The following is a 20,528-nucleotide window of genomic DNA, read 5'->3' as shown; positions in this document are numbered from 1 at the left end:
CACCGGACTAAAACGAGGAGAACCCGATGCTGTATCTGGTAAGAATGGACGTGAACCTGCCGCACGACATGCCCGCCGCGCAGGCCGACGAGATCAAGGCGCGCGAGAAGGCCTACGCGCAGGACCTGCAGCGCCAGGGCAAGTGGCTGCACCTGTACCGCGTGGTCGGCGAGTATGCCAACTACAGCGTGTTCGACGTCGAGTCGAACGAGGCGCTGCACAACCTGCTGTCGGCGCTGCCGCTGTTCCCGTACATGAAGATCGCCGTCACGCCGCTGGCGCCGCATCCCTCTTCGATCCGCTGAGCGAGGCCCGCGTCATGAGCATTGCCTCCCGTGACGGGCTCCGCCTGCACTACGAACTCCAGGGCCCGGCCGGCGCGCCGGTGCTGGTCATGTCCAATTCGCTCGGCACCAACCTGTCGATGTGGGATCCGCAGATGCCGGCGCTGCTCGAGCGCTTCCGCGTGCTGCGCTACGACACGCGCGGCCATGGCGCCTCCGCCGTGCCGGCCGCGCCATTCGGCATGGCCGAGCTGGGCGCCGACGTGCTGGCGGTGATGGACCACGCCGGCATCGGGCGCGCGCACTTCTGCGGCCTGTCGATGGGCGGCATGACCGGCATCTGGCTGGCACGTCATCACCCCGAACGCTTCGGCCGCTTCGTGCTGGCCAATACCGCAGCGCTGATCGGCCCGCCTTCCGGCTGGAATACCCGCATCGAGCGCGTGCAGGCCGAAGGCATGGCGGCCATCGCCGAGAGCGTGCTGGCCCGCTGGTTCACTCCCGCCGCGCTCGCCGGCGATCCGGCGCGCCTGGCGCCGGTGTTGTCGATGCTCGCCTCGACCGATGCCGACGGCTATATCGCCAACTGCGCCGCGGTGCGCGATGCCGACCTGCGCGGCCTGCTGGCCGGCATTGAGGCGCGCGTGCTGGTGATTGCTGGTGTCCAGGATGCCGCCACCACGCCCGAACAGGGGCGCGAGCTGGCTAATGGGATTGCCAACGCCGAGTATCTCGCGCTCAATGCGGCGCATCTGTCGAACTGGGAACTGCCGGCGGAGTTTTCTGACGCGGTGATCAACTTCGTTTTACACGCCTGATGTCGGCGCCGCCTGCGCGACGCCAGGCGGTTCACACCACCATCTCCACGCCCGACGCCGGCCGGCGCTCCAGCAATGCCGCCAGCTTCCTCAGCGCCAGCGACAGCTGCGCGTGGCTGTCCACGCCGCCGAGCGAGATGCGGATGGCATTGGGCGCGCCGGGCCCGTCCCAGAACGCGTCGGAAGGCGTGACCCGCAGGTCTTCCGCCAGCGCGGCCCGGGTGAGCTGCTGCGCCGACCACTGCGCGGGCAGGCGGTGCCAGACGTGGATGGCGCTGGGCGGCAGCTGGCCGATCCCGCTCAGCCACCGGCTTGCCAGCGCGCACCGCGCCAGCGCTTCGGTGCGGATGCCGTCGAGCAGCTGCATGGCCGAGCCGTCATGGATCCATTGCGTGGCAAGTGCCGCGGTCATCGGCGCGGCCATCAGCGCGAAGGCGCGCAGCGCTGCCAGCAGGTCCTCGCCACCACTCCCCTCCGGCAACAGCACATACGCCGTGCGCAGGCCCGGCGTGAGCGCCTTGGACAGCGTCGCGACGTAGCAGGTGCGCTCGGGCGCAAAGGTGGCGAGCGGCGGCGGCGCTGACGGCGTCAGCAGCCAGTACGGGTCGTCCTCCAGCAAGGCGATATCGCAGCGATTCGCGGCGCTGGCGATCTCTGCCCGGCGCGAGGCCGGCATGGTGTGCGTCGTCGGGTTCTGCGCCGTCGGGTTGAGGTAGGCCAGCGTGGCCCCCTCGGCGCGCGCCGCGGCAAGCGCATCAGGCAGCATCCCGTCCGCGTCGCACGGCGCGATCAGGACGCGCCGGCCAAGCTGCGCCGCCGCAGCGCGGATGCCCGGGTAGGCCAGCGGCTCGGTCACGATCGCCTCGCCGGGCCGCGTGCGGCTCAGGATCACCGCGGCCAGCGCGGCCTGCGCGCCGGGGCACACCACCAGCCGCGCGGTATCGACCTGCCCGAACATCGGCGCCAGCCAGAGCGCGCCGGCCGACCGGTCCGAAGCACTGCCGCCGCCAAGCTGGTAGGTCATCAGCAGGTGCGGGTCGCTGCGCAGCAGGACCTGGTTCAGGCCACGCCGCAACAGGTCCTGGAAGTCCACGCCCGCCGGCGGCGGCGGCACGTTCATGCTCATGTCGACCACCCGCGCCAGTTCCGCGCGCGGCGCGGCGATGAAGGTGCCGAGCGCGCCCCTGGCTTCGATCAGTTGTCGCCGCCGGGCCTCGTTATAGGCGCGCGTCACCGTGGTCAGGTCGACGCCGAGGACTTTCGCCAGGCTGCGCTGCGGCGGCACGCGGTCACCCGCCATCAGCCGGCCTTCGCCGATCGCCTGCTCGATGAAATCGACGATCTGCAGGTACCGGGCCGCGCCGGATGCAGTGATCCGCAGATCCCATTGGGTAGCGATTCGGGCAGCGTTTTCGCCATCTTGTATGGATTCTGTCGCAAAAGTTTCCTCGATGTATGGCCTTTGTCTTCGACTAGCATGCCAGACATTGTCGAGGGAATCCATACAAACCCGTCTCGCACGGGGCTGACGCAGCACTTGAATCGGAGCGCGTGGCCGGATGCCTTCGGTAATCCGTAACCAAGGTGTCCGACATGCTCAAACCTACCGCCGGGCCGGCAAACAAAGATCGACAAGGCCCGCTGCCCCACCCTTCCCCCAGCCTCAGCCCAGCGCCCGCCCTGCCGCCCCGCATCGGCGCGCTGTTGCTGGCCGCCGGCCTGAGCGCCCTGCTCGGCGGCTGTAACCTCGAACTGCTCGATCCCAAGGGCAGCATCGGCGAGCAGGAGAAATCGCTGATCCTGATCGCGCTGTTCGTCATGCTGATGGTCGTCATCCCGGTGATCTTCCTGACGCTGTGGTTTGCCTGGCGCTACCGCGAAAGCAACACGCGCGCGGCCTACGCGCCCAAGTGGTCGCACTCGACCAGGATCGAGATCGTCGTGTGGGGCATCCCGTGCGTGATCGTGGCCTGCCTGGCCGTGCTGATCTGGGACTCCACGCACAAGCTCGACCCCTATCGGCCGCTCGAGTCCGAGGTCAAGCCGCTGCAGGTCGATGTCATCGCGCTGAACTGGAAATGGCTGTTCATCTACCCCGAGTACGGCGTCGCCTCGGTGAACCAGCTCGCCATCCCGGTCGGCACGCCGGTCAACTTCCGGCTGACCGCGGAATCGATGATGAATGCCTTCTTCATTCCGCAGCTTGGCAGCATGGTCTACACCATGGCGGGCATGCAGACCCGCCTGCACCTGATCGCCGACACGCCGGGCATCTATCTCGGCCAGTCCGCGGCCTACAGCGGCGCGGGCTTCTCGGACATGCATTTCAAGACACTGGCGACCTCGCGCGAGGACTTCGACGCGTGGATCGGCAAGGCCCGGGCCTCGGCACGGGCGCTTGACGCGAATACCTACCGCACGCTGGAGCAGCCCAGCAGCAAGGATCCCGTCACGCTCTACGCATCGGTGACACCGAAGCTGTTCGACCAGGTCGTCGACAAGACCATGCAGGCCAACGGCGCGATCTGCCGCGCCAACACCCCCGAATCACTGCAGGCCTTCCAACGCGTCCCGTCGGCGCTCCCCGGCCGCATGGAGCAATGACATGCTAGGAAAACTCAACCTCGAGGCGATCCCCTACCACGAGCCGATCATCATGGTGACGCTGGCCGTGGTGCTGGTGCTGGGCGCCGCGCTGCTCGGCGCGATCACGAAATTCGGCAAGTGGAAATACCTGTGGACCGAATGGATCTGCTCGGTCGACCACAAGAAGGTCGGCGTGATGTACATCATCCTGGCGCTGGTCATGCTGCTGCGCGGCTTCGCCGACGCGATCCTGATGCGCACGCAGCAGGCCGTCGCCTACGGCGATGCCGCCGGCTACCTGCCGCCGCACCACTATGACCAGATCTTCACCGCCCATGGCGTGATCATGATCTTCTACGTGGCCACGCCGCTGGTGGTGGGCCTGATGAACGTGATCGTGCCGCTGCAGATCGGCGCGCGCGACGTGGCCTTCCCGTTCGTCAATTCGCTGAGCTTCTGGCTGTCGGCCATGGGGGCGGTGCTGGTGATGCTGTCGATGTTCGTGGGCGACTTCGCCGCGACCGGCTGGGTGGCCTACCCGCCGTTGTCCGAACTCGGCTACAGCCCCACCGTCGGCGTCGACTACTACATCTGGTCATTGCAGATATCGGGGCTGGGCACCACGCTGACCGGCATCAACTTCATCGTCACGATCCTGCGCATGCGCGCACCGGGCCTGACCCTGATGAAGATGCCGGTCTTCACCTGGACCGCGCTGATCACCAACATCCTGATCGTCGCCATCTTCCCGGTGCTGACCGCCACGCTGGCCCTGCTCACCGCCGACCGCTACCTCGGCATGCACTTCTTCACCAACGAGCTGGGTGGCAACGCCATGATGTACGTGAACCTGATCTGGATCTGGGGGCACCCCGAGGTCTATGTGCTGATCCTGCCCGCGTTCGGCGCGTTCTCGGAAATCATCGCCACGTTCTCGCGCAAGCCGCTGTTCGGCTACAAGTCGATGGTGTATGCCACCTCGTCGATCGGCGTGCTGTCCTTCTTCGTCTGGCTGCATCACTTCTTCACCATGGGCTCGGGCGCCAACGTGAACGCCTTCTTCGGCATCATGACGTCGATCATCTCGATCCCCACCGGCGTGAAGCTGTTCAACTGGCTGTTCACCATGTACCGGGGCAGGATCCGCTTCCATACCTCGACCATGTGGACCATCGGCTTCATGGTGACGTTCGCGGTCGGCGGCATGACCGGCGTGCTGCTGGCGGTGCCGGGCGCGGACTTCGTGCTGCACAACAGCCTGTTCCTGGTGGCCCACTTCCATAACGTGATCATCGGCGGCGTGCTGTTCGGCTGCCTGGCGGCGATCAGTTTCTGGTTCCCCAAGGTGTTCGGCTTCAAGCTGAACGAGTTCTGGGGCAAGGTCTCGTTCTGGTGCTGGCTGGCCGGCTTCTTCCTCGCCTTCATGCCCCTCTACGTGCTGGGCTTCAAGGGCATGACGCGCCGGATGAACCACTACGCCAATGTGGACTGGCATCCCTACCTGGTGGTGGCGATGATCGGCGCCTTCGTCATCGGCGCCGGCATCCTGGCCATGATCGTGCAACTGGCCGTCAGCATCCGCGACCGCAAGCAGAACCAGGACCTGACCGGCGACCCGTGGGACGGCCGCAGCCTGGAATGGTCGACCGCATCGCCGGCGCCGTTCTATAACTTCGCGAAGGTGCCGTACATCACTTCGCTGGAACAGCACTGGGACGACAAGGAAGCCGGACGCGCATGGCGCCAGCCGGCCCACTACGAGGACATCCACATGCCACGCCCCACCGCGGCCGGCTTCCTCGTGTCGGTGTTCGGGCTGGTGTTCTGCTTCGCGCTGGTCTGGCACATGTGGCTCGTCGCCGTTGCCGGGCTGGTTGGCGCGATCGCAACCTTCGTGCTGCGCAGCTACGACCGCAACGTGGACTACTACGTCCCCGCCGCCGAAGTCGAGCGCATCGAGCGCGCCCGCTACGCCCAACTGCAGCAAGCTGCCTGACCATGATCCCGACGCTATCCCCTACCCTGCACCACCCGGGCCCGGACGCCACACACGCGACCACCCACGCCGCCGACCACGGCCATCACGATGCCGCCGCCCATACCACGCTGGGCTTCTGGCTCTACCTGATGAGCGACTGCCTGATCTTCGCGGTGCTGTTCGCCACCTTTGGCGTGCTGTCCGGCAACACCGCTGGCGGGCCCGGCGGCCAGCAACTGTTCGAGCTGCCGTTCGTGTTCGCCGAAACCATGGTGCTGCTGCTCAGCAGCTACACCTTCGGCCTGGCGATGCTGCGGCAGGACGCGAATGCCGCGCCGCGCATGATCCGCTGGCTGGCGGCCACCTTCGTGCTGGGCGCGCTCTTTGTCGCCATGGAGGTCTACGAGTTCGCCCATCTGCTGCACCAGGGCGCCGGCCCTGGCGTGAGCGCCTACCTGTCGGCCTTCTTCACGCTGGTTGGCACCCACGGCCTGCACGTCACCGCGGGCCTGTGCTGGCTGGCGGTGATGATCCACCAGGTCCGCCGCTTCGGCCTCGACGACATCGTGCGCCGCCGGCTGGCGTGCCTGAGCCTGTTCTGGCACTTCCTGGACCTGGTCTGGATCTGCGTCTTCACCTTCGTCTACCTGCGGGAGTTCGCATGAAGCCGTCCCATCTTCACTCAGTCCATCCGGGCGAGCACCCCAGCCATGGCAGCGTGCGCAGCTACACCATCGGCCTGCTGCTGTCGGTCGCGCTCACCGTGGCGTCGTTTGCCACGGTCATGACGGGCGCGCTGCAGAGCCACGCCGCGATCGCGCTGGTCGTGGGCCTGTGCGTCGCGCAGCTGCTGGTGCAGCTGGTGTACTTCCTGCACCTGGGCACCGGCCCCGGCCAGCGCGGCAACACCGCCATCTTCGCCTGCACCGGCTTCCTGATCGTCATCGTCGTCGCCGGCTCGTTGTGGGTGATGCACAACGCCGACATCAACATGATGCCGACCGACATGTCCATCGAACGGGCACGGGCAAAAGACTAGCGCCCCGGCGCAAGGAGACCTTCACCATGTATGTCTATGACGAGATCGACCAGAGGCTGGTCGACGAACGGGTCGTGCAGTTCACCGACCAGACCCGCCGCTTCCTGGACGGCGAGCTCGACGAGGAAGAATTCCGCGTGCTGCGGCTGCAGAATGGCCTGTATATCCAGCGCCATGCCCCCATGCTGCGCGTGGCCATTCCCTACGGCATGCTGGCGTCAAGGCAGCTGCGCAAGCTGGCGGAGATCGCGCGCCGCTGGGACCGCGGCTACGGCCATTTCAGCACGCGGCAGAACCTGCAGTTCAACTGGCCGCGCCTGGAAGACGCGCCTGCCATCCTCGCGGAACTCGCCACCGTGCAGATGCACGCCATCCAGACCAGCGGCAACTGCATCCGCAACACCACCACCGACCACTTCGCCGGCATCGCGCCCGACGAGCTGGTAAACCCGCTGGTGTGGTGCGAGATCGTGCGGCAATGGTCGATGCTGCACCCCGAGTTCGCCTACCTGCCGCGCAAGTTCAAGATCGCGATCAGCGGCGCCACCACCGACCGCGCCGCGGTCGGCGTGCACGACATCGGACTGCAGGCGGTGGAGCAGGACGGGCAGGTCGGCTTCCGCGTGTGGGTCGGCGGCGGCATGGGACGCACGCCCATGGTCGGCAAGCTGATCCATCCCTTCGTGGCGTGGCAGGACCTGCTGACCTACCTGCAGGCCACGCTGCGCGTCTACAACCTGCATGGCAGGCGCGACAACAAGTACAAGGCGCGCATCAAGATCCTGGTGAAAGACCTCACGCCCGAGGTTTTCCGCGAACAGGTTGCGGAGCAGTGGCAGCGCATCCGGGGAGGCCCGGATACCGTCACCGAAGACTTTGTCGCGTCGGTGTCGGCGCGCTTCACGGTGCCGCCTTATGATCCGGCCGCGGCGCACGACGCCGATGAGAGCGCGGAACTCGCCCGGACCGACCGCGCATTCCGGCTCTGGCTGCGCAGCAACGTCCATCCGCACCGCGTTCCCGGCTATGCGGCAGTGACCGCGTCGCTCAAGGCAACCGGCCCCGCACCCGGCGATATCACTGCCGGGCAGATGGACCTGATGGCCGAGCTCGCCGAGCGGCACGGCTTTGGCGAGCTGCGTGTCTCGCACGAGCAGAACCTGATCCTGGCCGACGTGCGGCGCAGCGGCCTGCCCGCGCTCTGGCGCGCGCTGGATGCCGCCGGCCTCGCCACGCCCAATGTCGGCAGGATCACCAATATCATCGCCTGCCCGGGCGGCGACTTCTGCTCGCTCGCCAATGCGGTGTCGATTCCGCTGGCGCGGGCGATCCAGGAACGTTTCGAGGATCTCGACCATGTGCACGACATCGGCGAGCTCGACCTGAACATCTCGGGCTGCATCAATTCGTGCGGGCACCACCATGTCGGCCATATCGGCATCCTTGGCGTCGACAAGGCCGGCGAGGCCTGGTACCAGGTCACCCTCGGCGGGCGGCAGAACGGCGCCGACAGCCGGGACGGCCACGCGGGCGGCGGCGCGGCGATCGGCCGCATCATCGGCCCGTCGTTCGCGCAGGAACAGGTGCCGGACGTGGTCGAGCGGCTGATCGGCACCTATCTCGCGCACCGCGACAGCGATGCCGAGCGCTTCGTCGACGTGGTCGCGCGGATCGGGCTCGAACCGTTCCAGGCGGCCGTGTACCCTGACGGAAACAAGCGCAGCGCGGCTCGCTAGCCATCATGGGTCCACGTTGAGGATGACCGATGTTTGCCCCATTCATGCCATGTACCTGCGCCAGCCCCGACGACCTGTGGTCTGCCATCGCCGGCCTCTCCGCCGGGCAACTGCATACGATCATCGATTGCGCAAGTGCCTCGCCTGAGCCGACAGCCGACCTCGATGCCTTCAGGCGGCGCATCCTCGGCGTTTTCGGCAATGTCGCAGGCTTCGCATCGGCGCCGCCGCCGGAATCGGTTCTCCGGGAAATGTGGGAAAAATACCGGGCCTGAAGGAAAACTGCGGCAAAACCGCGGGAAAACCATGGGAAAACCGCGCGTCACGGCGATGCGCGGACTCCCCGAACTCAGGCGATCCCCTTTGCCCGTGCCCTGGAACGCAGGTCGCTCACCAGCGGCCACACCAGCACGAAGATCGCCAGGCCCATGATCGTGCCGACCAGCCCGTTCGACCAGAACACATCCAGTTCGCCGGATGACACCAGCATGGTCTGCCGGAAAGCGTCTTCCGCGCGGTCGCCCAGCACCAGCGCCAGCACCATCGGCGCCAGCGGATAGTCGAGCTTCTTCAGCACATAGCCGATCACGCCGAAGACCAGCATCAGCCAGACGTCGAACAGCGCGCCGTTCACCGTGTAGGCCCCGATCGCGCAGATCACCAGGATCAGCGGTGCGATGATCGAGAAGGGAATGCGCAGGATCGCGGCAAAGAGCGGTACGGTCGACAGCACCACGATCAGGCCGACGATATTGCCCAGGTACATGCTGGCGATCAGCCCCCAGACGAACGGCCCCTGCTCGGCGAACAGCAGCGGCCCCGGCTGCAGGCCCCAGATCATCAGGCCGCCCAGCAGCACCGCCGCCGTGGCGGAGCCCGGGATGCCGAGCGCCAGCATCGGCAGCAGCGCGCTGGTGCCGGCTGCGTGCGCCGCGGTTTCAGGTGCCACCACGCCTTCAACGTTGCCCTTGCCGAACGAGTCCGGGTTCCTGGCCATGCGCTTGGCGACACCGTAGCCCATGAACGAGGCCGCGGTGGCGCCGCCCGGGGTGATGCCGAGCCAGCAGCCGATCACGGAGGAACGGATCACGGTCATCCAGTAGCGCGGCAGCTCGGCCCAGGTCTTCAGGACCACCTTCAGGTCGATGCGCGCCTGCTTGCCGCGGAACGCCACGCCCTCTTCCATCGTCATCAGGATCTCGCTGATGCCAAACAGCCCGATCACCGCGACCAGGAAGTCAAAGCCGCGCAGCAGCTCGTGCGAGCCGAAGGTCATGCGCAGCGTGCCCGATACCGTGTCCATGCCGACCGCCGCCAGGATAAAGCCCAGGCACATCGCGATCAGGATCTTCGGCTTGGACTCCTTGCCCATGCCGACGAAACTGCAGAACGTCAGCAGGTACACCGCGAAGAACTCCGGCGGCCCGAAGCGCAGCGCGAACTTCGCCACCATCGGCGCCAGGAAGGTGATCAGCAGCACCCCCGCCATCGCGCCCAGGCAGGAGCCGGTGAAGGCGGAGGTCAGGGCCTTGCCGGCCTCGCCCCGCTGGGCCATCGGATAGCCGTCGAAGGTGGTGGCCACCGACCACGCCTCGCCGGGGATATTGAAAAGGATCGAGGTGATCGCGCCGCCGAACAAGGCTCCCCAGTAGATGCAGGACAGCATGATGATGGCGGAGACCGGGTCCATCGAAAACGTCAGCGGCAGCAGGATCGCCACGCCGTTCGGGCCGCCCAGTCCGGGCAGCACGCCGACCACGATCCCGAGCAGGATGCCGGCGAACATCAGGCCGACGTTCTGCCACGACAGGGCGACCGCGAAGCCGCCCATCAATGCGTTCATTTCTTCCATCGCGCCTCCTCAGTAGCCCAGCGCAGCTTCCAGCGGCCCCTTGGGCAGCGGCACGCGGAACTGGATCTCGAAGATCCAGAACAGCAACAGGTTGATGCCGGCGCCAATCAGCAAGGCCCTGGGCCAGCCCGACTTGCCCACCCACACCATGAAGCCGACGATGAAGATCGCCGACGCCACGTAGATGCCGAGCACGCCGATCAGGCCGACATACCCCGTCAGCGGCAGCACGATCACGCTGACCTGCCGCAGTTGCTGCCAGGTCGCGAAGACCGCCTTGCCGTCGCCGCGCAGCGCCTGCATCGCCACCAGCACGCTGCAGGCCAGCACGATGATGCCGACGCGCATCGGGAAGTAGCCGGCTTCAGGCCCGTCCGGCGCCCAGCCCGCGCCAATGCTGTAGTTGCTCCAGATCACCACGATCGCGCCTGCCAGCAGGCATAGCGCGACCACAAGCTCCACGGCCTTGACCGAGAGCCCGGCGCCAGCCGGCTCTCCTTGATGCTGTGAATCCATCTCTGCCCCTTGATATCCCATCAGCCATCGGCTCCGGCGCCGGCGCCGGAGCCTTGCGAATGCGGCGCGCTTCTTCAGCGCACTCCTCAGCGCATTCGTCAGCGCGCGGCGACGAAGCCCGCCTCCTTGATGATGTCGCGGTGCGCGGCCTCGTCCTTCGCCAGGAAGTCGGCCAGCGCCTTCGCGGTCAGAAACTCGTTCTTGAGCGCGTTCCTTTCCAGGTATTCCTTCCACTCCGGCGTGGCCACGATCTTCTGCATCAGGTCGACGTAGTACTTCTGCTGCTCGGGTGTGACGCCGCCGGGCATCATGAAGACACGCAGCATCTGGTATTGCACGTCGAGCCCCAGCTCCTTGCAGGTCGGCACGTCGTTCCAGCCCTGGGCCTGCGTGACCTTGGCCTTGTAGGCCATCCGCTCCGGCGCGAACACGCACAGCGCCTTGTGTTCGCCGGCGCGCCATTGCCCGACCGATTCCGACGGATTGTTGACGTTGGCGTCGATATGCTGGCCCGACAACTGCGTCGCCGCTTCGCCGCCGCCCTTGTACGGCACGTAGATGAATTTCGCGCCGGTCTTCTTCTGGACCAGCGAGGTAATGATCTGGTCTTCCCGCTTGGAGCTGGTGCCGCCTACCTTGACCTTGCCCGCGTTCGCCTTGGAGCCGTCGACAAACTCCGGCACCGACTTGTATGGTCCGGCGGCATTGGTCCACAGCACGAACTCGTCCTGGGCAACCATGGCTACCGGAGTCAGGTCGCGCCAGCTGAACGGCAGGTGGCTGACCATCGGCACGGTATAGAGCGCCGAGGAGGCGACCAGCAGCTTGTGGGGATTCCCTTGCGACGCCTTGGTGTCCATCAGGCCCTCGGCTCCGCTGGCGCCGGCCTTGTTCAGCACGATGACCGGCTGGCTCATCAGCTTGTGTTTGGCGATGATGCCCTGGATGGCGCGCGCCATCTGGTCCGACGCGCCACCGGCGCTGAATGGCACGACGATCTCGACCGGCTTTGCCGGCTCCCACGCCCATGCATTGGCGCCGAGGCAGGCGGTGGCACAGGCCACGGCCGCGAGAGTGCTCCTGACGATCTTGCGTTGCATCCTTTGTCTCCTTTGGCTTAGGTACTCTGATTGGTACTCTGGTTGGTACTCTGGTTGGTACTCTGATCCGCTTTGGTTGCGGCTTGACTTTGTTGTCCGCGCCTGCGATGCGCCTGCTGCCTCAGCCGCCGCGGCCTCCTGCCAGCGCCATTTCCAGCACGCGCGCCACATGAAGGGCCTGCGCATCGGCGCCGTCCAGGATCTGGTGCCGGCAGCTGGTGCCGTCGGCAACCACGATGGCATCGGCGGCGCGCTTGCGCACCGCGGGCAGCAGCGACAGCTCGGCCATGGCCTTCGACGCCGCGAAGTGCTCGGCTTCGTAGCCGAAGCTGCCGGCCATGCCGCAGCACGACGATTCCACCGGCGCGACCTTCAGCCCGGGGATCCAGGCGAGCACGGCCTGTACCGGCGTAAAGGCATCGAAGGCCTTCTGGTGGCAGTGTCCGTGCACCACCGCTTCCGATGCCGGCAGGGGCTGCAACGGCAGTTCCAGCCGGCCCGCGCGCTGCTCGCGGACCAGGAATTCCTCGAACAGGAATGACAGGCTGGCCAGCTGCCGGGCCTCGTCGCCGTAGCCGTAGCCGAGGAATTCGTCGCGCAGCGACAGCAGGCAGGACGGCTCCAGCCCCACCACCGGCACGCCGCGCGCCACATAGGGACGGAACGCGTCCAGCATGCGCCGGGCCTCTTCCTTTGCCTGGTCGACCAGCCCCGCGGCCAGGAAGGTCCGGCCGCAGCACAGCGGACGCTCGCCCGCGCGGGTGTTGAAATGCACGGTATAGCCCGCCGCCTCCAGCACCGCCCGCGCGGCGCGGGCGTTCTCGGGTTCCATGTAGTTGCTGAACGTGTCGACGAACAGCAGCACCTCGCGGGTGCCCGCGGGCTTGCCGGCGTCCATGCCCGCTGTCAGGAAGGGCTTGCGGAAGCGGGGCAGCGACCGTTCCGGCGCAAACCCGAGCGCGCGCTTGACCCAGCCCGAGACCAGCGGGATGCTGTCCGCCAGCGCCAGCAGTCCCGACAGCCGGCTCGCCACCGGCGCATAGCGCGGCATGTACGCAACCAGGCGCTCGCGCAGGCTGGTGCCGTGCCGCGTGGCCCATGCATGGCGCGCCTCGATCTTCAGCCTGGCCATGTCGACGCCGGTCGGGCAGTCACGCTTGCAGCCCTTGCACGACACGCACAGGTCCAGCACCTCCTTCACCTCGGGGCTGGCCAGCCCTTCGCTGCCGAGCTGGCCGGACACGGCCAGCCGCAGGGTATTGGCGCGGCCGCGCGTGACGTGCTGCTCGTCCTTGGTCACGCGATAGCTGGGGCACATGGTGCCGGCGTCGAACTTGCGGCAGTGGCCGTTGTTGTTGCACATCTCCACCGCCGAGGCCAGTCCGTGCGTGGCCGTATCGGCGCCGGTGCCGGGCGCGGTTTCCGCGCCGGTCATCGGGTCGCGGCGGACGTTCCAGGCCGACCAGTCCAGCGCGGGCGTCAGCGGCAGTGCCGCGTAGCCGGGCGCAAAGCGGAAGTTCTCGCGCGCGTCCATCCTGGGCGGCCGCACGATCTTGTCGGGATTGAAGCGGTTGTCGGGGTCGAACAGCGCCTTGATCTCGCTGAACGCGGCATTGATGCGCGGGCCGTACTGCCATGCCACCCATTCGCCGCGGCACAGCCCGTCGCCGTGCTCGCCGGAATAGGCGCCCTTGTATTCGCGCACCAGCTCGGCCGCTTCCTCGGCAATCTCGCGCATGCGCACCGCGCCGTCGCGGCGCATGTCCAGGATCGGGCGAACATGCAGCGTGCCGACACTGGCATGGGCATACCAGGTGCCCTCGGTCTCGTGCTTGTGGAAGACCTCGGTCAGCCGGCGCGTGTACTCGGCCAGGTGTTCCAGCGGGACGGCGCAGTCCTCGATGAAGGAGACCGGCTTGCCATCGCCCTTCATGCTCATCATGATGTTGAGCCCGGCCTTGCGCACATCCCAGAGCGCCTTCTGCGCCTTCTCGTCGGGCATTCTCACCACCGAACCCGGCAGGCCCAGGTCGCCCATCAGTTCGGCCAGCTGTTCCAGCTGCGCCAGCAACGCCTGGCGGTCCTCGCCGGCGAACTCGACCAGCAGGATGGCCTGCGGATCACCGCTCAGCGCCCGCTCGACCACCGGGCGGAAGGCCGGGTTCTCCATCGACAGGTCGATCATGGTCCGGTCGACCAGTTCCACCGCGACCGGGCGCAGCCTGACGATATGCTGCGTCATGTCCATGGCCTGGTAGAACGTGGGGAAATTCACCACGCCCAGCACCTTGTGCGCCGGCAGCGGCGACAGCTTGAGCGTGACCTGCCTGCTGCAGGCCAGCGTGCCCTCGGACCCCACGAGGATGTGCGCCAGGTTGGCATGGCCATCGTCGGTATAGGCCATCGGGTTCTGGCAGTCGAACAGGTCGATGTTGTAGCCGGCCACGCGGCGCAGCACCTTCGGCATACGCTCGGCGATCTCGCCGCGCTCGCGCGTGGCGATGCGTTCCAGACCGCGCAGGATGCCTTCGGCGCGCCCCGCCGCCACCGGCTTGGCCAGCGAGCCGAAATGGCATTGGCTGCCGTCGGCCAGCACGGCATCGATAGCCAGCACGTTATGCACCATGTTGCCGTAGGCAATCGAGCGCGACCCGCACGAGTTGTTGCCGGCCATGCCGCCGATGGTGCATTGCGCGCCGGTCGACACGTCCACCGGGAACCAGAGGCCGTGCGGCCTGAGCCAGGCATTGAGGTGGTCGAGCACGATGCCCGGCTCCACCGTCACCGTGCGCGCCGCCGCGTCGAACGCCACCACGTTGTTGAGCCACTTGCTGTTGTCGATCACCAGCGCCTCGCCCACGGTCTGCCCGCACTGGCTGGTTCCCGCGCCACGCGCCAGCACCGGCACCCGCTGGTCGCGGGCGATGTCGAGCGCGCGCAGCAGGTCGGCCTGGTCGCGCGGCACGACCACGCCGATCGGCATGATCTGGTAGATCGACGCATCGGTGGCATAGCGCCCGCGGCCGGCGCGGTCGAACAGCACGTCGCCGCGCAGTTCCTTGCGCAGCAGCGCAGACAGCGGCGACACGGCGCGGTGCTGTGACGACACCAGGTGGATCGGCTTGACCAGCGTGGAGGAAGTAAAGGTATTCATGGCAAACAGCCGGCTTGTGCCAGGCTGGGCGAACGTCGGTGGATGCCTGCGTGAATCCGCAGGCAACAGGCGCCCCTGCCGATCACCCCACGTGATGGCATGGGCTTGTGGTGCGTGGATATGGCGCTGCCACGCCGGCCCGGCCTCTCCCGGCGCCGGCCTGTGCGGCTGTGTTCAGGCAGCCGCCTTCAGCATTGGCATATCGGCGTGCGACGCCAGGTAATCCATGGCCGCCGCCACACCGCTCGCTGCGACAGGAACGCCTGCCAGCTTCAGCCCCATCTCGCAGCCGGCCAGCGTTGCCATCAGCGTCAGGTCGTTGCAGTCGCCCAGATGGCCGATGCGGAACATGCGGCCGCGCATCTTGCCGAGCGCCTGGCCCAGCGACATGTCGAAGCGCTCATAGATGAGCTTGCGCACGGCATCGGCGTCCACGCCCTCCGGCATCATCACGCCGGTCAGCACGGGGCTGTACACGGCCGGGTCGGCGCACTGGATCTCCAGGCCCCATGCGCGCACGGCGCGGCGCGTGGCTTCCGCCAGGCGCTGGTGGCGGGCGAAGACATTGTCCAGCCCCTCGCCCAGGATCATGTCGAGCGCCTCGGACAGGCCGTAGAGCAGGTTGGTGTTCGGGGTATACGGCCAGTAGCCGTTCTTGTTGGCTTCGATGATTTCGGTCCAGTCCCAGAACGCGCGCGGCAGCCTCGCGCTCCGGCCGGCCGCGATCGCCTTCGGCGAGAGCGCGTTGAAGCTGATGCCGGGCGGCAGCATCAGGCCTTTCTGCGAACCCGACACCGTGACATCGACGCCCCATTCGTCATGCCGGTAGTCGGCCGAGGCCAGCCCCGAGATCGTGTCCACCAGCAGCAAAGCCGGGTGGCCGGCGGCATCGATGGCCTTGCGCACCGCGGCGATGTTCGAGGTCACGCCCGTCGACGTCTCGTTATGCACCACGCAAACCGCCTTGATCCCGTGCGCCGCGTCCTCACGCAGCCGCGCCTCGATCATGTCGGCCTGCACGCCGCGGCGCCAACCCTCGAGGCCCGGCAGGCCCAGGAACTCGGGCTTCAGCCCCAGCGCTTCGGCCATCTTCTTCCACAACGTGGCGAAGTGGCCAGTCTCGAACATCAGCACACGGTCGCCCGGGCTCAGCGTGTTGGCCAGCGCGGCCTCCCAGGCGCCGGTACCCGACGCGGGGTAAATGATCACCGGGTGCTCGGTCTTGAAGACCTTCTTGATATCGGCCAGCACCTTTCGCCCCAGCGCGCCGAACTCGGGACCGCGGTGGTCGATGGTCGGGTAGCTCATGGCGCGCAGGATGCGATCGGGCACCGGGCTCGGGCCAGGAATCTGCAGGAAGTGGCGGCCAGCCGGATGGAAATCGAGGTGGATCATGGGATGGCGTCTCCGGGTTGAATATTGAATTTTGAATTCAATTTACTGTAGCACCGGCACCCGGCGTACCTCAAGCCGAAGTTTCGCCGCGTTAACCCTTATGTTGGCTGAGCATTCTGGCCTTGAGATACAATTGAGCCAGCCTCCGAAAGATGGAAAAATTGAATGCAAAATCCCCTCGACGCCGAAAACAGACCATCCGACCCGCTCATGCCCAGGCTGGAGCGCAAGCGCCTGCACGACGTCGTGGTCGAGCACCTGCGCCGGTTCATCGTGGAAGGCGTGCTGTCGCCGGGCATGAAGCTGAACGAGCGCGAGCTGTGCGAGACGCTCGGCATCTCGCGCACGCCGCTGCGCGAGGCGCTCAAGGTACTGGCGGCGGAAGGCCTGATCGACATCTGGCCGAACCGCGGCGCGAGTGTGTCCCGCATGAGCGAGACCGAAGTGTGGGAAATGTTCGAGCTGCTGAGCGGCCTGGAGGCCTTCGCCGGCGAACTGGCGTGCGAGCGCATGACGCCGGCGGAGTTCGCCGAGATCAAGGCGCTGCACTACTCGATGCTGGCCTGCCGCGTGCAGAAGGACCTGCCCGGCTATTACGCCCGCAACCAGGAGATCCACAACCTGATCGTGGCCGCCGCGCGCAACTCGGCGCTAAGCCAGACCTACCTCGCGCTGAACCGGCGCATCCAGGCGCTGCGCTTCCGCTCCAACTTCCAGTCGGAAAAGTGGGACCGTGCCGTCGACGAGCACGAAGGCATGATCGGCGCGCTCGAGGCGCGCGATGGCAAGAAGCTGGCCGGCATCCTGCGGCACCACTTGCTGGAGAAGCGAGAGGTCGTGATGCAGATTCATGCGGATCCGGTGCAGGCCCAGCCTGTGCAGAATGCGTGAGACCCTCGCGACGAACTGAGAGTGAAGTGCGAGCGTGACATTGCACCGCGAATGACTCGCGCAAAATGACTCACGCAAATTCGCTGCAAATGAGATCTGCACGATCTTCACTTGCACCAGGGGGATAGACAGAAAAGCAACAGCCGGCCTCCCGGTCACGCCCGACGCACTATAACTAACTGCTAACCGGGGTCCGAACGCATGCCCCTGTCCGTCGCGCAAGCGCTATCCGTCCGAACAGGAGCACCGGCATGGCCAAGCAACTCGCTATCCTGATCGATGCCTCGGGCTCGATGTTCCACAGCGCTGGCAACGGCTCCTCCAAGGACAAGATCGTCGAGGCCTCGGAATCGGTGCAGTACATCATCGATGAGATCGAGAACAAGACCTCGTCGTCCAACGAAACCTGGGCGGTTTCGTTCTGGTACTTCGCCACGCAGACCAAGGGACTGATCGGCCAGGGAAATTTTCCGGTGGGCGACACTACGATCTGGAAGAACGTGGTCAGCGCGATCGAAGACCAGCCTTCGGTGCAGGGCGCGGTCGGCAGCATGACAGATATTTTCCATGCGGTGCGGACCGTGGCCGACTTCATGGTCGCCAATCCTCCACCGCTGTTCCCCGCGGTGTACAAGAAGAAGATCGTGCTGTTCACCGACGGCAACCAGACGATCCAGCATGACGGCCTGCTGACCAAGAGCGGCTATGAATTCGAACAGGGCATCGACTTTGCCGTGCTGCTGGCAGGCAATGGCATCGCGCTCAATGCGCAGGGAATCGGCTCGGATCTGCTCAACGCGACGCTGACGGACCTGGTCGCTGAAGCCGAGCCCTTCGGCAGCACCGTAAAGACGATCAGCACCACGCCGTCGTATGCGGCGGATACCTCGGCAGCGCTGATGACGAACTCGATGAAGGTCGTCAACAACAACGGCATACTGCCGTTGCGGCCGCTGGCGTGGCCTGCCTCCAGGCTGCTGTGGGAGCAGTTCAGCCTGCCGACCCTGGCCGCGGCGGACAATGGCGAAAGGTCGCGACACCGCATCAACGAGGCGCAGTTCGAAGTCGATGTCGACGACATCTCGCAGGAACTGCTGCTGGGGCTGACGTGGCATCACCCCGGCCGCCCTTCGATCGAAGCCACCTCGCCGTCCGGCACGTCGTTTCGCCACGGAATCAACGGTGCCTTCGAGATCGGTGTGGGATGGATGACCGCGCTGCACGTTCCGTCCCCCGAATCCGGTACCTGGCGTGTGCGCGTTGCCGGCGATCCGCAGTTCCGGCCGCTGCGCATGAACCTGATGGCGCGCTCGGTCAGCCCGGAGTTCGATATCCTGCTGCGCGTCGATCCCTTTCAGCTCGATCCGCAGGACACCAGCGTCGTCACCGCGACGCCGATGTTCCGGGGCAAGCCGGCCGCCGGCAAGTTTGAAGCGGTGCTGAGCGACTTCACCGGCCGCACCTGGCCCATGCAACCGCAGCAGGACGGCGCGCTCGCTGCCAAGGCGGATTTCCCGCAGCCCGGCATCGCGCCCCTGCGCGTCGAGCTGAAGGGACTGCTGGAAGGCAAGCACAAGGTCGCGCGCATGGAGTTCACCTCGGTGCAGGTCGGACGCCCGCGCGACCCGCGCCTCACGGTCGAGCCCGCCCGCTTCTGGCCGGGCCGCCGCTACAGGGTAGCGGTAACGATCCACGATGCGGCCTTCTGTGCCGCAACCCAGATCGCCTTCGGGGCGGGCATCGAAGTCGTGCGCTTCACGGTGCTGAGCCCGCTCGAAGCCGTTGCGGAAATCTCCGTTGCCAACGACGCCTTCCCCGGTGCGCGCGAGGTGCTGACCTTCCAGCCCGACGCGGAAACGCTGGGCGGGATCGTGGTGGAAAAGCAGCCGGGAGGCGGCCACCGCCTGCTGACGGGCTTCGTCACGGCCCTGCGCTTCGATGCCCGCGGGCGGCTGCTCGCCGCAGTGCTGGACGAGCAGCGCGAGGTTCCCGTGAAGCGCCACGACGAGCGCCTGAGGCGCCTGCTGGAGAAGGCGCGCGACGATAACCTGCCGGTCTCGATTGCGCTCGACGACCATGGCGGGATCGAACACGTCACGATAGGCGAATGAGCGTCCTGCTCGACCCGGTGCCGCCGCCCGACGGCGCAGCGGTCCTCGCGCGCTTCGATGCGATCCTGGCCTGGGCGCGCCAGCATGCAAGCCGGCTCGGCTATTTTGCCGCGCTCTACCGCGGCGTCACGCTGCGCGCCCGCAGTGCTCTCGCGGCCGGGGCCTTCGAGCAGCCCGAGGCGGCCGAGCGCCTGGTGGTGCTGTTCGCCGGCCGGTACTTCGAAGCGCTGGCGGCACACCTTGGCGCAGCACCGGTGACCCGTGCATGGCAGGTTGCCTTCGATGCCGCAGGGCGCTGGAGGCCCACGGTATCGCAGCATCTGCTGCTCGGCATCAATGCGCATATCAACCTGGACCTGGGAATCGCCGCGGCCCGCACGCTGGACGAGTACCCGCTGCCCCGGACGGATTTCGATCGCGTGAATGATCTCCTGCTGCTGATGGTCGACGAGGTACAGGACCGGCTCGCCGCCGTCTGGCCGCTGCTGCGGCTGGCGGACCGGGTGGCCGGCCGCCTGGACGAAATGCTGATCGGCGCGGCGCTCGTGCAGACGCGTTCCGCGGCATGGGGTTTTGGCCAGGCATTGCGCGCCAGCAGCGGCGGCGAAAGCGGGCTGATCGAACGGCAGGACCGCCACGTGGCGGCAATTGGACAACACATCGCCGCACCCGCGATGCCGCTGGCGCTCGCGCTGGCAGGCGTGCGGATGGGCGAGTTGCGCGGCGTCGCCGGCATCATCGACTTGCTGGACCAGGAGGTGGCCCGCGCCGGCGCTGTGGTCGAGGCGAAGGTCGTGGGCCCATCGGTGGTTTAGTGCCGCGCGGGAAGCGCAGCCGGAAGCGCGGCCGGAAGCGCAGCCGGATGCGCGGCCGGAAGCAAGCGGTACAGCTCGGTGCAGGCAACGCCGTGCGGCGTGGCGCCCTCCTGCGCCTCGACCGCTTATCGCACACTGACTTCACGGAATGCGATCCGCTGCAGCCTCATGGCAAGTACCGGCTGCGGCCGCTCCGGCATAATCGATCGGCGGATTCACCGCTGGAACCCCTGCCCCAATGGCAGGAAGAAAT

Annotated in this window: 17 protein-coding genes; 11 read left to right on the top strand and 6 right to left on the bottom strand. The window is 66.8% G+C overall.

The features are described 5' to 3' along the window. The first annotated feature begins 26 nt into the window (after positions 1–26). On the top strand, positions 27–305 hold the full coding sequence (gene catC, locus K309_RS0122185; RefSeq protein WP_029048466.1) for a muconolactone Delta-isomerase: 279 nt from the start codon (positions 27–29) through the stop codon (positions 303–305). A 14-nt stretch (positions 306–319) separates the two neighbouring features. Then, the gene (pcaD, locus tag K309_RS0122180; protein ID WP_029048465.1) at positions 320–1,102 is read left to right on the top strand and encodes a 3-oxoadipate enol-lactonase; all 783 of its coding nucleotides are present in this window, start codon (positions 320–322) and stop codon (positions 1,100–1,102) included. 31 nt (positions 1,103–1,133) lie between these two features. Here the strand turns inward: pcaD and K309_RS0122175 are convergent, their stop codons facing one another. After that, positions 1,134–2,606: an aminotransferase-like domain-containing protein gene (locus tag K309_RS0122175; RefSeq protein ID WP_084402495.1), complete on the bottom strand. Its 1,473-nt coding sequence runs from the start codon at positions 2,604–2,606 to the stop codon at positions 1,134–1,136. An 89-nt stretch (positions 2,607–2,695) separates the two neighbouring features. On the opposite strand from K309_RS0122175, the gene cyoA reads away from it, so the two are divergent. From cyoA to K309_RS0122145, 6 genes are read left to right on the top strand one after another with little or no spacing between them, the layout of a single operon-like run. Then, a complete protein-coding gene (gene cyoA / locus K309_RS0122170) occupies positions 2,696–3,706 on the top strand; it encodes a ubiquinol oxidase subunit II (protein ID WP_029048463.1) in 1,011 nt (336 codons plus the stop codon). A 1-nt stretch (position 3,707) separates the two neighbouring features. Beyond that, complete coding sequence (cyoB, locus tag K309_RS0122165; protein ID WP_029048462.1) at positions 3,708–5,684, top strand: cytochrome o ubiquinol oxidase subunit I; 1,977 nt, start codon at positions 3,708–3,710, stop codon at positions 5,682–5,684. A gap of 2 nt (positions 5,685–5,686) precedes the next feature. Then, the gene (cyoC, locus tag K309_RS0122160; RefSeq protein WP_029048461.1) at positions 5,687–6,331 is read left to right on the top strand and encodes a cytochrome o ubiquinol oxidase subunit III; all 645 of its coding nucleotides are present in this window, start codon (positions 5,687–5,689) and stop codon (positions 6,329–6,331) included. Beyond that, the gene (gene cyoD, locus K309_RS0122155) at positions 6,328–6,705 is read left to right on the top strand and encodes a cytochrome o ubiquinol oxidase subunit IV (RefSeq protein ID WP_029048460.1); all 378 of its coding nucleotides are present in this window, start codon (positions 6,328–6,330) and stop codon (positions 6,703–6,705) included. The genes cyoC and cyoD overlap by 4 nt, the downstream gene beginning before the upstream one ends. Before the next feature lie 26 nt (positions 6,706–6,731). Then, entirely contained in the window at positions 6,732–8,441 is a 1,710-nt protein-coding gene (locus tag K309_RS0122150; protein ID WP_029048459.1) for a nitrite/sulfite reductase, read from the top strand. Between the two features lie 29 nt (positions 8,442–8,470). Beyond that, positions 8,471–8,716: a hypothetical protein gene (locus tag K309_RS0122145; RefSeq protein WP_029048458.1), complete on the top strand. Its 246-nt coding sequence runs from the start codon at positions 8,471–8,473 to the stop codon at positions 8,714–8,716. 74 nt (positions 8,717–8,790) lie between these two features. On the opposite strand, the gene K309_RS0122140 is transcribed toward K309_RS0122145, so the two are convergent. The 5 genes from K309_RS0122140 to K309_RS0122120 all read right to left on the bottom strand — a co-directional run bounded on the left by K309_RS0122140 (position 8,791) and on the right by K309_RS0122120 (position 16,458). Then, the gene (locus K309_RS0122140) at positions 8,791–10,293 is read right to left on the bottom strand and encodes a tripartite tricarboxylate transporter permease (RefSeq protein WP_029048457.1); all 1,503 of its coding nucleotides are present in this window, start codon (positions 10,291–10,293) and stop codon (positions 8,791–8,793) included. Between the two features lie 9 nt (positions 10,294–10,302). Beyond that, positions 10,303–10,809 carry a tripartite tricarboxylate transporter TctB family protein gene (locus K309_RS0122135; protein ID WP_029048456.1) on the bottom strand — a complete coding sequence of 169 codons (507 nt, stop codon included), beginning with the start codon at positions 10,807–10,809 and terminating at the stop codon, positions 10,303–10,305. A gap of 98 nt (positions 10,810–10,907) precedes the next feature. Next, the gene (locus K309_RS0122130) at positions 10,908–11,909 is read right to left on the bottom strand and encodes a Bug family tripartite tricarboxylate transporter substrate binding protein (RefSeq protein WP_029048455.1); all 1,002 of its coding nucleotides are present in this window, start codon (positions 11,907–11,909) and stop codon (positions 10,908–10,910) included. 121 nt (positions 11,910–12,030) lie between these two features. After that, entirely contained in the window at positions 12,031–15,063 is a 3,033-nt protein-coding gene (locus K309_RS0122125) for an FAD-binding and (Fe-S)-binding domain-containing protein (protein WP_029048454.1), read from the bottom strand. 174 nt (positions 15,064–15,237) lie between these two features. After that, positions 15,238–16,458: a pyridoxal-phosphate-dependent aminotransferase family protein gene (locus tag K309_RS0122120; protein WP_029048453.1), complete on the bottom strand. Its 1,221-nt coding sequence runs from the start codon at positions 16,456–16,458 to the stop codon at positions 15,238–15,240. A gap of 165 nt (positions 16,459–16,623) precedes the next feature. Between K309_RS0122120 and K309_RS0122115 the strand changes: the two genes are divergently transcribed. From K309_RS0122115 to K309_RS0122105, 3 genes are all read left to right on the top strand, one after another. After that, on the top strand, positions 16,624–17,349 hold the full coding sequence (locus K309_RS0122115; protein WP_029048452.1) for a GntR family transcriptional regulator: 726 nt from the start codon (positions 16,624–16,626) through the stop codon (positions 17,347–17,349). A gap of 251 nt (positions 17,350–17,600) precedes the next feature. Beyond that, the gene (locus tag K309_RS0122110; protein WP_029048451.1) at positions 17,601–19,460 is read left to right on the top strand and encodes a vWA domain-containing protein; all 1,860 of its coding nucleotides are present in this window, start codon (positions 17,601–17,603) and stop codon (positions 19,458–19,460) included. Then, positions 19,457–20,275 (top strand): DUF5995 family protein, encoded by an 819-nt coding sequence (locus K309_RS0122105; protein WP_051320549.1) that lies wholly within the window; start codon positions 19,457–19,459, stop codon positions 20,273–20,275. The genes K309_RS0122110 and K309_RS0122105 overlap by 4 nt, the downstream gene beginning before the upstream one ends. Positions 20,276–20,528 lie beyond the last annotated feature (253 nt).

The organism is Cupriavidus phytohabitans (genome assembly GCF_000426345.1).
GTDB lineage: Bacteria > Pseudomonadota > Gammaproteobacteria > Burkholderiales > Burkholderiaceae > Cupriavidus.
Note: the sequence above shows the minus strand (reverse complement) of the source record. Positions and strands in the feature narration are given on the sequence as shown.

Bases quoted from the DNA above. Each gene is read 5' to 3' on its own strand.
- catC (WP_029048466.1), top strand. From the start codon at position 27: ATGCTGTATCTGGTAAGAATGGACGTGAACCTGCCGCACGACATGCCC.
- pcaD (WP_029048465.1), top strand. From the start codon at position 320: ATGAGCATTGCCTCCCGTGACGGGCTCCGCCTGCACTACGAACTCCAG.
- K309_RS0122175 (WP_084402495.1), bottom strand. From the start codon at position 2,606: ATGGATTCCCTCGACAATGTCTGGCATGCTAGTCGAAGACAAAGGCCA.
- cyoA (WP_029048463.1), top strand. From the start codon at position 2,696: ATGCTCAAACCTACCGCCGGGCCGGCAAACAAAGATCGACAAGGCCCG.
- cyoB (WP_029048462.1), top strand. From the start codon at position 3,708: ATGCTAGGAAAACTCAACCTCGAGGCGATCCCCTACCACGAGCCGATC.
- cyoC (WP_029048461.1), top strand. From the start codon at position 5,687: ATGATCCCGACGCTATCCCCTACCCTGCACCACCCGGGCCCGGACGCC.
- cyoD (WP_029048460.1), top strand. From the start codon at position 6,328: ATGAAGCCGTCCCATCTTCACTCAGTCCATCCGGGCGAGCACCCCAGC.
- K309_RS0122150 (WP_029048459.1), top strand. From the start codon at position 6,732: ATGTATGTCTATGACGAGATCGACCAGAGGCTGGTCGACGAACGGGTC.
- K309_RS0122145 (WP_029048458.1), top strand. From the start codon at position 8,471: ATGTTTGCCCCATTCATGCCATGTACCTGCGCCAGCCCCGACGACCTG.
- K309_RS0122140 (WP_029048457.1), bottom strand. From the start codon at position 10,293: ATGGAAGAAATGAACGCATTGATGGGCGGCTTCGCGGTCGCCCTGTCG.
- K309_RS0122135 (WP_029048456.1), bottom strand. From the start codon at position 10,809: ATGGATTCACAGCATCAAGGAGAGCCGGCTGGCGCCGGGCTCTCGGTC.
- K309_RS0122130 (WP_029048455.1), bottom strand. From the start codon at position 11,909: ATGCAACGCAAGATCGTCAGGAGCACTCTCGCGGCCGTGGCCTGTGCC.
- K309_RS0122125 (WP_029048454.1), bottom strand. From the start codon at position 15,063: ATGAATACCTTTACTTCCTCCACGCTGGTCAAGCCGATCCACCTGGTG.
- K309_RS0122120 (WP_029048453.1), bottom strand. From the start codon at position 16,458: ATGATCCACCTCGATTTCCATCCGGCTGGCCGCCACTTCCTGCAGATT.
- K309_RS0122115 (WP_029048452.1), top strand. From the start codon at position 16,624: ATGCAAAATCCCCTCGACGCCGAAAACAGACCATCCGACCCGCTCATG.
- K309_RS0122110 (WP_029048451.1), top strand. From the start codon at position 17,601: ATGGCCAAGCAACTCGCTATCCTGATCGATGCCTCGGGCTCGATGTTC.
- K309_RS0122105 (WP_051320549.1), top strand. From the start codon at position 19,457: ATGAGCGTCCTGCTCGACCCGGTGCCGCCGCCCGACGGCGCAGCGGTC.